This is a genomic window from Pseudomonas sp. Y39-6 (genome assembly GCF_023651955.1).
Lineage (GTDB): Bacteria > Pseudomonadota > Gammaproteobacteria > Pseudomonadales > Pseudomonadaceae > Aquipseudomonas > Aquipseudomonas veronii.
Window position 1 is genome coordinate 6,683,951 of record NZ_CP069594.1, and the last position, 13,614, is coordinate 6,697,564.

The 13,614-nt window shown below is 59.8% G+C and carries 13 protein-coding genes; 2 read left to right on the forward strand and 11 right to left on the reverse strand.

The window, feature by feature from the left end; genetic code table 11:
• Positions 1-183: 183 nt before the first annotated feature.
• The 3 genes from JN756_RS30560 to JN756_RS30570 form a co-directional block, all read right to left on the reverse strand.
• Positions 184-1,548: an aspartate aminotransferase family protein gene (locus JN756_RS30560; protein ID WP_017845081.1), complete on the reverse strand. Its 1,365-nt coding sequence runs from the start codon at positions 1,546-1,548 to the stop codon at positions 184-186.
• Between the two features lie 58 nt (positions 1,549-1,606).
• Positions 1,607-2,965 (reverse strand): glutamine synthetase family protein, encoded by a 1,359-nt coding sequence (locus JN756_RS30565; RefSeq protein ID WP_017845082.1) that lies wholly within the window; start codon positions 2,963-2,965, stop codon positions 1,607-1,609.
• A gap of 118 nt (positions 2,966-3,083) precedes the next feature.
• Positions 3,084-3,356 (reverse strand): glutamine amidotransferase, encoded by a 273-nt coding sequence (locus tag JN756_RS30570; protein WP_128192375.1) that lies wholly within the window; start codon positions 3,354-3,356, stop codon positions 3,084-3,086.
• Positions 3,357-3,634: 278 nt separating this feature from the next.
• On the opposite strand from JN756_RS30570, the gene JN756_RS30575 reads away from it, so the two are divergent.
• Both JN756_RS30575 and JN756_RS30580 read left to right on the forward strand, forming a co-directional pair.
• Complete coding sequence (locus JN756_RS30575) at positions 3,635-5,011, forward strand: glutamine synthetase family protein (RefSeq protein ID WP_026139798.1); 1,377 nt, start codon at positions 3,635-3,637, stop codon at positions 5,009-5,011.
• Positions 5,012-5,243: 232 nt separating this feature from the next.
• Positions 5,244-5,885, forward strand: a complete 642-nt coding sequence (locus tag JN756_RS30580) for a TetR/AcrR family transcriptional regulator (protein WP_046381715.1) — start codon at positions 5,244-5,246, stop codon at positions 5,883-5,885.
• Positions 5,886-6,181: 296 nt separating this feature from the next.
• Here JN756_RS30580 and JN756_RS30585 read toward each other — a convergent pair whose 3' ends face one another.
• The 8 genes from JN756_RS30585 to JN756_RS30620 form a co-directional block, all read right to left on the reverse strand.
• Positions 6,182-6,397: a TOBE domain-containing protein gene (locus JN756_RS30585; RefSeq protein WP_017845085.1), complete on the reverse strand. Its 216-nt coding sequence runs from the start codon at positions 6,395-6,397 to the stop codon at positions 6,182-6,184.
• Positions 6,398-6,425: 28 nt separating this feature from the next.
• Entirely contained in the window at positions 6,426-7,232 is an 807-nt protein-coding gene (gene ssuB, locus JN756_RS30590) for an aliphatic sulfonates ABC transporter ATP-binding protein (protein WP_046381714.1), read from the reverse strand.
• Positions 7,229-8,017 carry an aliphatic sulfonate ABC transporter permease SsuC gene (ssuC, locus tag JN756_RS30595; RefSeq protein WP_046381713.1) on the reverse strand — a complete coding sequence of 263 codons (789 nt, stop codon included), beginning with the start codon at positions 8,015-8,017 and terminating at the stop codon, positions 7,229-7,231. The genes ssuB and ssuC overlap by 4 nt, the downstream gene beginning before the upstream one ends.
• A gap of 9 nt (positions 8,018-8,026) precedes the next feature.
• Complete coding sequence (gene ssuD, locus JN756_RS30600) at positions 8,027-9,175, reverse strand: FMNH2-dependent alkanesulfonate monooxygenase (RefSeq protein ID WP_057003983.1); 1,149 nt, start codon at positions 9,173-9,175, stop codon at positions 8,027-8,029.
• Positions 9,176-9,200: 25 nt separating this feature from the next.
• Positions 9,201-10,169, reverse strand: a complete 969-nt coding sequence (locus JN756_RS30605; RefSeq protein ID WP_046381711.1) for a sulfonate ABC transporter substrate-binding protein — start codon at positions 10,167-10,169, stop codon at positions 9,201-9,203.
• Positions 10,170-10,262: 93 nt separating this feature from the next.
• Positions 10,263-10,856: an NADPH-dependent FMN reductase gene (ssuE, locus tag JN756_RS30610; RefSeq protein ID WP_017845090.1), complete on the reverse strand. Its 594-nt coding sequence runs from the start codon at positions 10,854-10,856 to the stop codon at positions 10,263-10,265.
• Positions 10,857-11,175: 319 nt separating this feature from the next.
• Positions 11,176-11,814, reverse strand: a complete 639-nt coding sequence (locus JN756_RS30615; RefSeq protein ID WP_046381710.1) for a peroxiredoxin — start codon at positions 11,812-11,814, stop codon at positions 11,176-11,178.
• Between the two features lie 273 nt (positions 11,815-12,087).
• Positions 12,088-13,437, reverse strand: coding sequence for an OprD family porin (locus JN756_RS30620; RefSeq protein ID WP_057003984.1), 1,350 nt, complete (start codon positions 13,435-13,437; stop codon positions 12,088-12,090).
• Positions 13,438-13,614: the final 177 nt, after the last annotated feature.

Below are 13,614 nucleotides of genomic sequence, written 5' to 3' on the forward strand. Positions count from 1 at the left end.
CTCCAATTTTCTTTTTTGGGCCGCAGCATGCTTCATCGATACACAGCTGTTCGGCAGCCCGTCGAAGGGCAGCAAAACAGGACAACAGTCTGGCAACTTAGGGGGCCGGCTTTCAACTAACCCCCCACTTTTATAACTGCCCGAACGCAGCACCCGAGAGTCACTGCGTTCTGAGCCTAGCACTTAGCCCTGCAATGCCGCCAAAGTCAGGTCCAGGCAATGACGAGCCTTGGTCACCAGCTCGTCGATTTCGGTCTTGCTGATCACCAGCGGCGGCGAAATGATCATGGTGTCACCCACGGCGCGCATGATCAGGCCATTCTCGAAGCAGAAGGTTCGGCAGATCATGCCAACACCGCGGCCTTCGTAACGCTTGCGCGTCGCTTTGTCCTGAACCAGTTCAATCGCACCGAGCATGCCGACACCACGCACTTCACCCACCAACGGATGATCAGCCAGCTCCCTCAGACGTTTCTGCAAATACGGTGCCGTTTCATCATGCACACGCTTAATAATTTGTTCATCGCGCATGATGCGGATGTTTTCCAGAGCGACCGCCGCGGCCACCGGGTGACCGGAGTAGGTGAAGCCGTGGTTGAAATCGCCGCCTTCATTCAGCACCGCCACCACCTCGTCGCGCACGATCAGGCCACCCATCGGGATGTAGCCCGAGGTCAGGCCCTTGGCGATGGTCATCATGTCCGGCTTGAGGTCGTAGAAATCGCTGCCGAACCACTCGCCGGTACGGCCGAAACCGCAGATCACCTCGTCGGCGACGAACAGGATGTCGTACTTGGCGAGGATTTCCTTGATGCGCGGCCAGTAGCTGTCCGGCGGCACGATCACGCCACCGGCGCCCTGGATCGGCTCGGCAATGAAGGCGCCGACGTTGTCCACGCCCAGTTCCAGAATCTTCGCCTCCAGCTGGTTGGCGGCCCACACACCGAACTCTTCGGGGCTCATGTCGCCGCCTTCGCCAAACCAGTACGGCTGGGCGATGTGGACGATACCCGGGATCGGCAAGTCGCCCTGCTCATGCATATAAGTCATGCCGCCGAGGCTGGCGCCGGCCACGGTGGAGCCGTGGTAGCCATTCTTGCGGCTGATGATGATTTTCTTGTTCGGCTGGCCCTTGATCGCCCAATAGTGGCGGACCATGCGCAACATGGTGTCGTTGCCTTCGGAGCCGGAACCGGTGAAGAACACGTGGTTCATGCCGGCCGGTGCAACGTCGGAGATCGCCTTGGCCAGTTCCAGCACCGGCGGGTGGGCGGTCTGGAAGAACAGGTTGTAGTACGGCAGTTCTTTCATCTGCTTGGCGGCGGCGTCAGCCAGTTCATCGCGACCGTAACCGATCGCCACGCACCACAGGCCGGCCATGCCGTCGAGGATCTTGTTGCCTTCGCTGTCCCACAAGTAAACGCCGTGGGCTTTAGTAATGATCCGTGGGCCTTTCTCTTTCAACTGCTTGAAGTCGCTGAACGGCGCCAGGTGGTGATCACTGCTCAAGGCTTGCCATTCACGGGTTTGCGGGTTGTTGCTGGACATACCAATCTCCTAGACTTTTCAGTGGAGGGCGCGCCGTTCAACGGGCGCGCCCGGCGCATCAGACGGCGAAGAGCAGGAACTCCCGCTCCCACGAACTGATCACGCGCTTGAAGTTTTCATGCTCGGCCCGCTTGACCGCGACGTAGCCAGTGATGAATTTGTGACCCAGGTATTTCTCGATGGTCTTGCTGTTTTCCATGCGCTCCAGGGCGTCTTCGATGGTCAACGGCAGGCGCAGGTTGCGCCGCTCGTAACCACGGCCGACGACCGGCGCGCTTGGGTTGTGCCCTTCGACCATGCCGATGTAGCCGCACAACAGGCTGGCGGCGATCGCCAGGTACGGGTTGGCGTCTGCGCCCGGCAGGCGGTTTTCCACGCGACGGTTCTGCGGGCCGGCATCCGGTACGCGCAGGCCGACGGTGCGGTTTTCTTCGCCCCACTCCACGTTCACCGGCGCCGAAGTGTCCGGCAGGAAGCGGCGGAACGAGTTCACGTTGGGGGCAAACAGCGGCAGCAATTCGGGGATGAATTTCTGCAGGCCGCCAATGTGGTTGAGGAACAGTTGGCTCATGGTCCCGTCTTCATTGGAGAAGACGTTCTTGCCGGTGGCGATGTCGATGATGCTCTGGTGCAGGTGCATCGCGCTGCCGGGCTCGCCGGTCATCGGCTTGGCCATGAAGGTGGCGGCCACGTCGTGCTTGAGCGCGGCTTCACGCATGGTGCGCTTGAACACCAGGATCTGGTCGGCCAGGGACAGCGCGTCGCCGTGACGGAAGTTGATTTCCATCTGCGCCGTGCCGTCCTCGTGGATCAGGGTGTCGAGGTCCAGCTCCTGCAGTTCGCACCAGTCGTAGACGTCCTCGAACAGCGGGTCGAATTCGTTGGCCGCTTCTATAGAGAACGACTGCCGACCGGTTTCCGGGCGCCCGGAACGGCCGATCGGCGGTTGCAGCGGGAAGTCCGGGTCTTCGCAGCGCTTGGTCAGGTAGAACTCCATCTCCGGCGCCACGATCGGCTGCCAGCCTTTGTCGGCGTAGAGCTTGAGGACTTTCTTGAGCACGTTGCGCGGCGACAGCTCGATCGGGTTGCCTTGCTTGTCGTAGGTGTCGTGGATCACCTGGGCGGTAGGCTCGATGGCCCACGGCACCAGGAACACCGCGTTCTGGTCGGGGCGGCAGATCATGTCGATGTCGGCCGGGTCGAGCAATTCGTAATAGATGTCGTCTTCGACATAGTCGCCGGTCACGGTCTGCAACAGAACGCTCTCGGGCAGGCGCATGCCTTTCTCGGCGATGAACTTGTTGGTCGGCGAGATCTTGCCCCGGGTGATACCGGTGAGGTCGCCAATCATGCATTCGACTTCTGTGATCTTGTGGTCTTTCAACCAATCGGTGAGCTGGTCGAGGTTGTTACTCATAAATGCCTCTGGGCTGGGTTTCCTGACGTTCATTAAAGGTCAGGCGTCGGTTGACGCATCGGCGTCGCTGGTTCATCAGAGTGGGAGCTTAACCGCCATTTGGGGTGCCGTTGCACTCCTAAAGCAAAAGGCTTGCCTCCCGTGCAGGATAATGAGCGGCAACCGCAAAAAAGGCAGGACCGGCGTCATGAAAAGGGCGAGTACAAGAAAATGAACGGGGCACGCGAACAGCGTCCTGGCCGTCAAGAATAATGGCCGGGTCGAAGGGGCTTATCGGGGATGGAATCATCAATGGGAATGCGCGTTCGCAACATTCGACACGGATCTGAAAAGCATGCAGACCGACCTGTTTCGCGCAGGTGGTGATGCCGATTAACGGCAGGCCAGACATGAAGCACCCCGGTATTATTGCTGTTATGGGTTTAAATCGAGCTTAGCCTTGTTCATTTTTTTACACAACACCCCCGTAAAAAATACAACACGGCCCGCTCAAGCCTGCTAGTCCCAAGCCGGGCAACCGAGCAAAACCGCCCCAAAAAGCCCCAAAAAAGCCCTCATGGCGCTTTTTTGGGGCAAAAAAGGCCTCGCTTGACTTCGGCATGCCGTTCGGGTTGACTGAAACCTGAAAAGATCAATGATTGATATTTTTAACAACAAAGGTGTTGCATCATGTCGGTACCCCCGCGTGCCGTTCAGCTTAACGAAGCGAACGCGTTCCTTAAGGATCATCCTGAGGTTCTGTACGTAGACCTTCTAATTGCGGATATGAATGGTGTGGTGCGCGGTAAGCGCATCGAACGCACCAGCCTCCACAAGGTTTACGAGAAAGGCATTAACTTGCCTGCCTCTTTATTTGCCCTGGATATCAACGGCTCAACGGTGGAAAGCACCGGCCTGGGCCTGGACATCGGTGATGCTGACCGAATCTGTTATCCAATCCCCGACACCCTGTGCAATGAACCTTGGCAAAAGCGCCCGACCGCGCAACTGCTGATGACCATGCACGAAATTGAAGGTGAACCTTTCTTCGCCGATCCGCGCGAAGTACTGCGTCAGGTTGTAAGCAAATTCGACGACCTCGGTCTGACTATCTGCGCTGCCTTCGAGCTTGAGTTCTACCTGATCGACCAGGAGAACGTGAACGGCCGCCCACAACCGCCCCGCTCGCCGATCTCCGGCAAACGCCCGCACTCGACACAGGTCTACCTGATCGACGACCTCGACGAATATGTCGACTGCCTCCAGGACATCCTGGAAGGTGCCAAAGAGCAAGGCATCCCGGCTGATGCCATCGTCAAGGAAAGTGCCCCGGCGCAGTTCGAAGTGAACCTGCACCACGTGGCCGACCCGATCAAGGCCTGCGACTACGCGGTACTGCTCAAGCGCCTGATCAAGAACATCGCCTACGACCATGAGATGGACACCACCTTCATGGCCAAGCCTTACCCAGGCCAGGCAGGCAACGGTTTGCACGTACACATTTCGATCCTGGACAAGGACGGCAAGAACATCTTTGCCAGCGAGGATCCCGAGCAGAACGCCGCATTGCGTCACGCGATCGGCGGTGTGCTGGAGACCCTACCCGCCCAAATGGCGTTCCTGTGCCCCAACGTCAACTCCTACCGTCGTTTCGGCGCACAGTTCTACGTGCCGAACTCGCCGTGCTGGGGCCTGGACAACCGCACCGTGGCGATCCGCGTGCCGACCGGCGCGGCCGACTCCGTGCGTATCGAACACCGCGTGGCCGGTGCCGATGCCAACCCCTACCTGCTGATGGCTTCGGTCCTGGCGGGCGTACACCACGGCCTGACCAACAAGATCGAACCGGGCGCGCCAGTGGAAGGCAACAGCTACGAGCAGAACGAACAAAGCCTGCCGAACAACCTGCGCGATGCCCTGCGCGAGTTGGACGACAGCGAGGTGATGGCCAAGTACATCGATCCTAAATACATCGATATCTTCGTCGCCTGTAAGGAAAGTGAGCTGGAAGAGTTCGAACACTCCATCTCCGACCTTGAGTACAACTGGTACCTGCATACCGTGTAAGCGCTGGTTGCACTGAAAAAACGTCGCAGGCCTTTGGTCTGTGGCGTTTTTTTATGGGTTGCTTTTGGTAGACCGAGTTGGCCGCCATCGGGAGCAAGCTCCCTCCCACATTTGAACGAGTTTTCCTGAAGAAACCGGTTCGAGTGTGAGAGGGAGCTTGCTCCCGATGGCGGCCTGGCAGACAACACCGGCTCCTGCTCATACAATGCCCGCTGCCTTGTAGGAGACTTCCATGACCACCCGCCCCGCCGCCCCTCGCAAACCCCGCGCCCGCAGCCAGGCCCGGATCGACGCGATCCTCGACGCCGCCCGCACGTTGCTGGCGTCCGAAGGTGTGGCTGGTTTGTCGATCTACAGCGTGGCCGAGCGCGCACAGATTCCGCCATCGTCGGTGTACCACTTTTTCGCCAGCGTGCCGGCGCTGCTGGAAGCGTTGACCGCCGACGTCCATGCGGCATTCCGCGCCGCAATCCAGGCGCCCATCGCGCATGATTCACTCAAGTATTGGCGCGACCTGTCTTACATCGTCGAACAGCGCATGCTCACCATCTACAGCAACGACGCCGCCGCCCGCCAGCTGATCCTGACCCAGCACGGGCTGACCGAAGTGAATCAGGCCGACCGCCAGCACGATCTGGAGTTGGGTGACTTGATGCTGGCCGTATTCAACCGGCATTTCGAAGTGCCAACCCTGCCCGCCGATGTGGACGTGTTCGCGCTGGCGCTGGAATTGAGTGATCGCGTGTATGCGCGTTCGGTGCATCAGCATGGGCTGATCACGCCGCGCATGGCCGAGGAAGGCATGCGCGTGTTCGATGCATATGTGGGGCTTTATCTGCCGGCGTATTTGCCCAAGCGGGGCGTCACTGTCTGATGGATGTGTTGTCTGGCAGGGCCTCATCGGGGGCAAGCTCCCTCCCACATGTGACCGAGTTTTCCTGAAGAAACCGGTTCGAATGTGGGAGGGAGCTTGCTCCCACATGTGATCGAGCTTTCCTGAAGAAACCGGTTCGAATGTGGGAGGGAGCTTGCTCCCACATGTGATCGAGCTTTCCTGAAGAAACCGGTTCGAATGTGGGAGGGAGCTTGCTCCCACATGTGATCGAGCTTTCCTGAAGAAACCGGTTCGAATGTGGGAGGGAGCTTGCTCCCGATAGCGCCCTCAAGTGATCACAACTTGGCGATCGACACCTCGGTGGATTTGACGAAGGCAATCACCTCGCTGCCGATCACCAGCTCCAACTCCTTGACCGAACGGGTGGTGATCACCGACGTCACGATCCCGGACGCGGTCTGCACGTCGATTTCCGAGAGCACGTCGCCTTCGACGATTTCCTTGACGGTGCCTTTGAACTGGTTACGCACGTTGATGGCTTTGATAGTCATGTCGTTTTTCCTTCATGGGACAAGTGAGTTATTGCGCCCACCGCAATTGCGTAGGCAACGGTGAAACAGGTTCGGGTTCCGGCGGGGTGCCGGGCAGCGACAGCACACGGTTGAGCACCTGCGCTTCGAGCGCGGCCAGGCGATGCGAGCCTCGGGCGCGTGGACGCGGCAGGTCGACAATCAGGTCGAGGCCGATTTCGCCGTCTTCGATCAGGATCACCCGGTCGGCAATGGCCACGGCTTCGCTGACGTCGTGGGTTACCAGCAACACGGTGAAACCATGCTTCTGCCAGAGGCTTTCGATCAGTTGCTGCATCTCGATGCGGGTCAACGCATCCAGCGCGCCCAACGGCTCATCGAGCAACAACAGACGCGGCTGATGAATCAACGCACGCGCCAGGGCCACACGTTGCTTCTGGCCACCGGATAAGGCCGCCGGCCACTCATTCGCACGCTCGGCCAGGCCGACCGCTTCGAGCGCTTCCAGTGCCTTGGGACGCCAGTTGCCCTTGAGGCCGAGGCCGACGTTGTCGATGATCTTTTTCCACGGCAGCAGACGCGCTTCCTGGAACATCAACCGCGTGTCTTCGATCGCCGCGCCAAGCGGCGCGGAGCCGGCCAGCAGCTCACCGCTGCTGGCCTTGTCGAGGCCGGCGAGCAGGCGCAGCAAGGTACTTTTACCGCAGCCACTGCGGCCGACCACGGCAACGAACTGGCCCGCCGGAATATGCAGGTCGATGCCCTTGAGCACTTCCCGCGCGCCAAAGGCCTTGCGCAATTTGCGCACCGCCAGGGGAATCCCCTTCAGCAGGCGCGGAGGTTGTTGAGCGGTCATGCCGCACCTCCTTTATTCACTTGATAAGCCGGATGCCAGCGCAGCCACACACGCTCCAGGCCGCGCGCTGCGAGGTCGGCCAGCTTGCCGAGAATCGCGTACATGACGATGGCCAGCACCACCACGTCGGTTTGCAGGAATTCACGGGCGTTCATCGCCAGGTAACCGATACCGGAACTGGCCGAAATGGTTTCCGCCACGATCAGCGTCAGCCACATGAAGCCCAGGGCAAAACGCACGCCCACCAGGATCGACGGCAGCGCGCCCGGCAGGATCACCTGGCGGAACAGGCTGAAGCCGGACAAGCCGTAGCTGCGCGCCATTTCCACCAGCGCCGGGTCGACGTTGCGGATGCCGTGGTAGGTGTTGAGGTAGATCGGGAACAGCGTGCCGAGGGCGACCAGGAAAATCTTCGCGGTCTCGTCAATGCCGAACCACAGGATCACCAGCGGGATCAACGCCAGGTGCGGCACGTTGCGGATCATCTGCACCGAGCTGTCCAGCAGGCGCTCGCCCCACGTCGACAGGCCGGTGATAAAGCCCAGGGCCAGACCGATGCTGCCACCGATCACAAAACCCAGGCCCGCGCGCCAGCCGCTGATGGCCAGGTGCGTCCAGATTTCACCGCTGCGTACCAGGTTGACCCCGGCCTCGATCACCGCGCTCGGCGCCGGCAGAATCCGCGTCGACAACCAACCCGCCGACACCGACAACTGCCACACCGCCAACAGCAACACCGGCAGCACCCAAGGCGCCACGCGATGGCTCAGTTTTTCCACATTCATGGCGCCACCTCAGCTCTGTGACGCCGCTTTGGGAAGGATGTCGTTGGCGACCATCTCGCCGAACGGGCTCACGTACCCAGCACTTTTCGGCAACTCGGGGCGTTCGATATCCAGGTGCGGGAACAGCAACTCGGCGACGCGATACGATTCTTCCAGGTGTGGATAACCGGAGAAGATAAAGGTGTCGATGCCCAGCGCCGCGTATTCCTTGACCCGCGCCGCGACCGTCGGGCCATCGCCCACCAGCGCGGTGCCGGCCCCGCCGCGCACCAGGCCGACGCCGGCCCACAGGTTGGGGCTGACTTCGAGGTTGTCGCGACTGCCGCCATGCAAGGCCGCCATGCGCTGCTGGCCGACCGAATCAAAGCGCGCCAGCGAGGCCTGGGCACGGGCGATGGTGTCGTCGTCCAGGTGCGAGATCAGTTTGTCGGCAGCTTTCCAGGCTTCATCGTTGGTTTCGCGCACGATCACATGCAGACGAATACCGAAGCGCACCGTGCGCCCGAGTTTCGCGGCCTTGGCCCGCACCTGTTCGATTTTTTCCGCGACCGCGGCCGGTGGCTCGCCCCAGGTCAGCACCATGTCCACCTGTTCGGCCGCCAGGTCCTGCGCGGCTTCGGAGGAACCGCCGAAGTACAGCGGCGGACGCGGTTGCTGGATCGGCGGGTAAAGCAGTTTGGCGCCTTTGACGCTGATGTGTTCGCCGTCGTAATCCACGGTTTCGCCTTCCAGCACGCGACGCCAGATGCGGGTGAACTCCACCGAGGCCTGGTAGCGTTCTTCGTGGCTGAGGAACAGACCGTCGCCGGCCAATTCTTCCGGGTCACCGCCGGTCACCAGGTTGAACAGCGCACGGCCGCCGGACAGGCGATCGAGGGTCGCGGCCTGACGCGCGGCCACCGTCGGCGAAATGATCCCGGGGCGCAGCGCGACCAGGAACTTCAGACGCTGGGTCACCGGGATCAGCGAAGCGGCCACCAGCCACGAGTCTTCGCAGGAACGCCCGGTGGGGATCAGCACCCCGCCGAAGCCAAGGCGGTCGGCCGCCTGGGCCACTTGCTGCAGATAACCGTGGTCGACGGCGCGAGCGCCTTCGGCGGTGCCAAGGTAATGACCGTCGCCGTGGGTAGGCAGGAACCAGAAAATAGTGAGGCTCATGGAGTTGTCTCCTGAAGAAGTCGGATTACGGCGCGTTGGCCACGGCGGCAGGTGGAGTCCAGATCACGTCCTTGATGCTCAAGGGTTTGGGGATCAATTTGAGTTGGTAGAAGCTGTCGGCAATCTTCTGCTGCGCGGCGACCACCGCCGGGGTCAGGAACAGCGCGCCATAGCCCTGGCGTTTCACCGAGGTCAGGGTGATGTCAGCCGGCAGGCCGAGCAGCGGCGCGACCTGTTCGGTGACTTGCTGCGGGTTGGCCTTGGACCACTCGCCCACCGCGCGCACTTCTTCCACCAGCGCCTTGATCACTTCGGGGTGTTTTTCGGCGTAGGGCCTGGTGGCCAGGTAGAACTGGTGGTTGTCGGCAATCCCGCTGCCGTCACGCAAGGTGCGGGCTTGCAGTTGTTTCTCGGCGGCGGCCTGGTACGGGTCCCAGATGACCCAGGCGTCCACGCTGCCACGCTCGAACGCGGCACGCGCATCGGCGGGCGGCAGGAACACGGTCTGTACGTCGGTGTATTTCAGGCCGGCATCTTCCAAGGCCCGCACCAGCAGGTAGTGAACGTTGGAGCCCTTGTTGAGCACGACTTTCTTGCCCTTGAGCTCGGCCACCGATTTGATCGGCGAGTCCTTCGGCACCAGGATCGCTTCACTGGTCGGCGCCGGCGGTTCGTAGGCCACGTAGAGCAGATCGGCACCGGCGGCCTGGGCGAATACCGGCGGGGTTTCGCCAGTGACGCCGAAGTCGATCGAGCCGACATTCAGGCCTTCGAGCAATTGCGGGCCGCCCGGGAACTCGGTCCACTGCACCTGCACACCGTCGGCGGCCAGGCGCTTTTCCAGGGTGCCCTTGGCCTTGAGCAGCACCAGGGTGCCGTATTTCTGATAGCCGATCCGCAAGGTTTCGGCAGCGTGGGCTTGAACAATGGCGCCGAAGGACACAGCCGCAGCAAACAGTGCGACCAGACCACGACGCAAGATGACAGTGAGCATGGCGCTCTCTCCAAAAATGCGATTGGGGGGTTGGCTGCACCTGCTTGGCCGTTGGCGGCTGAGTAAGGTGAGTACTTCGTGAATCGGTAAGGCTTAAATGCTCCAGCGAGCACTCAACAAACGTTCATTCAACACATGCGGGTCCAGCGGTTTCGGGCGACGGGCCATGGCGGCGTAGAAAGTTTCCAGAGCCTCGCTCAAGCGTTGTTCGAGGACCGGCACCAGTTGCGCCTGGGCACTGCCTTCGCCGTAAGCGATCTGGCTGTCTTCGGCAAAGATCCCGTGGAGCAATTCCTGGGCTTTGAGCGCCGACAGCACCGGCTTCAATGCGTAGTCCACCGCCAGCATGTGGGCGATGCTGCCGCCGGTGGCGATGGGCAATACCACCTTGTGGGCCAGGGCGCGTTCGGGCAGCAGGTCGAGCACGGTTTTCAGCGCGCCCGAGAACGAGGCCTTGTACACCGGCGTGGCGATCACCAGGCCGTCGGCATTGGCCACTTGTTGCAACAAGTCGATGACTTTGGGGCTGTCGAAGCGCGCATGCAGCAAGTCTTCGGCCGGGAAGTCCCGTATCTGATAACTCACCACTTCCACGCCCTGCTGTTGCAGCCACTGACGGGTTTTATCCAGCAAGACCCCGGAGCGGGAACGCTGACTGGGACTGCCTCCAAGTGTTACGACCAGCATGTAGGAAATTCCTTTAGCAAGTGTCGGCGGTTCGCTGTGTGGCGATGGCGCCAAGATGGAACAGACCATATCAGCAGATTTATATATCCATAAATCTTATTTTTTCATTTGTTTATTCCTTAAAAGAATAAACCATCCATCAATCGCCAGGCGAAAAAAAAGGCCGTCGAAACGGCCTCAAAACCCCTGCCATGTGAGTACACAGCGTCTATCTGTAGGAGCGAGCCTGCTCGCGAAAACCGTCAACGATGACGCAGGCTTTCTCGATGTCCGCAGTAACCGCGCATGCTTCGCGAGCAAGCTCGCTCCTACAGGTAATTCAGCGATTGGGTTGCGGTGTCAGCCGCAGATACGGCTTCACCGCCCGGTACCCTTTGGGAAAGCGTTTCTTGATTTCTTCCTCGTCCTTGAGCGACGGCACGATCACCACTTCATCGCCGTCCTGCCAGTTGGCGGGCGTGGCAACTTTGTAGTTGTCGGTCAGTTGCAACGAGTCGATGACCCGCAGGATTTCGTGGAAGTTGCGCCCGGTGCTGGCTGGGTAGGTGATCGTCAGGCGGATTTTCTTGTGCGGGTCGATCACGAACAAGGAACGCACGGTGAGGGTGTCACTGGCGTTCGGATGGATCAGGTCGTAGAGGTCCGAGACCTTGCGGTCGGCGTCGGCCAGGATCGGGAAGTTGACGACCGTGTTCTGGGTTTCGTTGATGTCTTCGATCCACTTGAGGTGCGAGTCCACCGGGTCTACCGACAGGGCGATGGCCTTGACGCCACGCTTGGCGAATTCGTCCTTGAGCTTGGCGGTGAAGCCCAGCTCGGTGGTGCATACCGGCGTGAAGTCCGCCGGGTGGGAAAACAGCACACCCCAGCTGTCGCCCAGCCACTCGTGGAAACGAATCTTGCCGGCGCTGGAATCCTGTTCGAAGTCGGGGGCGATGTCGCCCAGTCTTAGGCTCATGGTGTGGCTCCTGATGAGTGCTTATGGAGCCCACTGTGCATGGATTACGGATTATTTAAAAAGAATAAATATCGATTTATTTAGACGATATAGGAATATTAAAAATGTGTTCACTGGACCTTGAAACAGGCGAGAGTCAACATTCCGTCCAAGGTTCGAGAAGGCCTTGAGACGCTGTAAAAAGAGGGGTTCAGGAAGGGCTTGCGGGGGTTGAGCCCGACTTGAAAAGCAAGACACCTTGCCCGGCATTGCGCCGGGCAAGGTTTTACAGGCTTACAACAGTGGGATCGAGTAGCTGACGATCAGGCGGTTTTCGTCCTGGTCGCGAGTCGCAACGTCGGTGCGCCACATAGCGTTTTTCCAGGCAACACCGAGGTTTTTCAGTGGGCCTTGTGGAATAACGTAAGCCAGGCTGATGTCACGTTCCCATTCAGACTTGTCACCAGTGGTGGTCTGAATGTTGGTGCCTTTCAGGTAAACCACACCCGCGGTCAGGCCAGGCACACCCACTTGGGCGAAGTCATAAGCGTAACGCGCTTGCCAGGTACGCTCGCCGGCACGGGCGAACTTCTGGATTTGCATGTCGGTAGTGATGCTGGCCGACGAACCGTCACCTTGGTTCAGCCAAGGGAAGTCACTGTCACCCTTGGTGTACTGATAACCGCCACCGAAGGTGTGGCCGCTGACCGAGTACAGTGCCAGGTAGCTGTACAGGTCGTTGTCGACCTTACCGCTGGTAACCGGCTTGGCGCCATCGTTGTAGTAACCGCTGGTGTAGTACGCAGAGTTGTTAGCGTTCTCACCGTTGTCGCGGCTGCGGTAGTAGCGCAGGTCACTTTTCAGCACGCCCGGGCCGATTGCCCAGTTGTGTACCAGGCCCAGGAAGTTCTGGGAGTAGAAATCTTTCAGCTCGCCGAAGTAGTACGAAGCGGTCAGATCCTTGGTGATCTTGTAGTCGGCACCGGCGTAGTAGAACTTGTTGCTGAATTTGCCGGTGTCATAGTTGGAGCTTTTGTTCGCGCCAGCAATCGACAGGTTTTCGTTGTTGCTGGAGTTACGGCCCTTGGCCGACTCGATTTGACCAGCGGTCAGAGTCAAGTCTTTGATTTCGTTAGAAACGATCTCGCCGCCCTGGAAGGTCTGAGGCAACAGGCGACCGTCGTTGGTCTTGATCACCGGGTTGTTTGGCTGCAGGGTGCCCAATTTTGCCACGGTCTGGGAAATCTTGATCTTACCGGTCAGACCCAGGCTAGCGTAGTCGTCGACAGCCTTGTTGCCGTCGCTTGGGAAGACGGTGCCGCCGGACGCAGTGCCGGTGTAGTTGCCGTGGTCTGCGCGGCTGGAGTCCAGACGCAGGCCGTACAGGCCAATGGCGTCAACGCCGAACTGAACGGTACCTTGGGTGAAACCCGAGATGAAACGCAGATCGAAGCCTTGGCCCCATTCGGCGTTCTTGCTACGGGTGTTCGAGGTAGACGATGGCTGGCCATCACGGTTGTCAGTGTTGATGTAGAAGTTACGCAGGCCCAGTGTGGCCTTACTGTCTTCGATAAAACCGGCGGCGCCTGCATGCTGGGCGATTGCCCCGAGTGCTACAGCCAATGCCAAGGTGGACTTCTTCATGTACCGCTCCTCTCATTTCTAATTTTTGTATTTCTTTGGTCTCAGGTCTAACGCCGGAGATCCACAGATGCGCGATTAGCGCCAGATAGTGACCGCCAAGTCAATCGTAACCTTGTGTGTCTACTACCTTCGTCTAATCGCAGTTTGTTTGGTCCCTGCAGGGTAATGAATTTTTCA

Coding starts and splice junctions, on each gene's coding strand:
- JN756_RS30560 (WP_017845081.1), bottom strand. CDS start 1,548: ATGTCCAGCAACAACCCGCAAACCCGTGAATGGCAAGCCTTGAGCAGT.
- JN756_RS30565 (WP_017845082.1), bottom strand. CDS start 2,965: ATGAGTAACAACCTCGACCAGCTCACCGATTGGTTGAAAGACCACAAG.
- JN756_RS30570 (WP_128192375.1), bottom strand. CDS start 3,356: ATGTCTGGCCTGCCGTTAATCGGCATCACCACCTGCGCGAAACAGGTC.
- JN756_RS30575 (WP_026139798.1), top strand. CDS start 3,635: ATGTCGGTACCCCCGCGTGCCGTTCAGCTTAACGAAGCGAACGCGTTC.
- JN756_RS30580 (WP_046381715.1), top strand. CDS start 5,244: ATGACCACCCGCCCCGCCGCCCCTCGCAAACCCCGCGCCCGCAGCCAG.
- JN756_RS30585 (WP_017845085.1), bottom strand. CDS start 6,397: ATGACTATCAAAGCCATCAACGTGCGTAACCAGTTCAAAGGCACCGTC.
- ssuB (WP_046381714.1), bottom strand. CDS start 7,232: ATGACCGCTCAACAACCTCCGCGCCTGCTGAAGGGGATTCCCCTGGCG.
- ssuC (WP_046381713.1), bottom strand. CDS start 8,017: ATGAATGTGGAAAAACTGAGCCATCGCGTGGCGCCTTGGGTGCTGCCG.
- ssuD (WP_057003983.1), bottom strand. CDS start 9,175: ATGAGCCTCACTATTTTCTGGTTCCTGCCTACCCACGGCGACGGTCAT.
- JN756_RS30605 (WP_046381711.1), bottom strand. CDS start 10,169: ATGCTCACTGTCATCTTGCGTCGTGGTCTGGTCGCACTGTTTGCTGCG.
- ssuE (WP_017845090.1), bottom strand. CDS start 10,856: ATGCTGGTCGTAACACTTGGAGGCAGTCCCAGTCAGCGTTCCCGCTCC.
- JN756_RS30615 (WP_046381710.1), bottom strand. CDS start 11,814: ATGAGCCTAAGACTGGGCGACATCGCCCCCGACTTCGAACAGGATTCC.
- JN756_RS30620 (WP_057003984.1), bottom strand. CDS start 13,437: ATGAAGAAGTCCACCTTGGCATTGGCTGTAGCACTCGGGGCAATCGCC.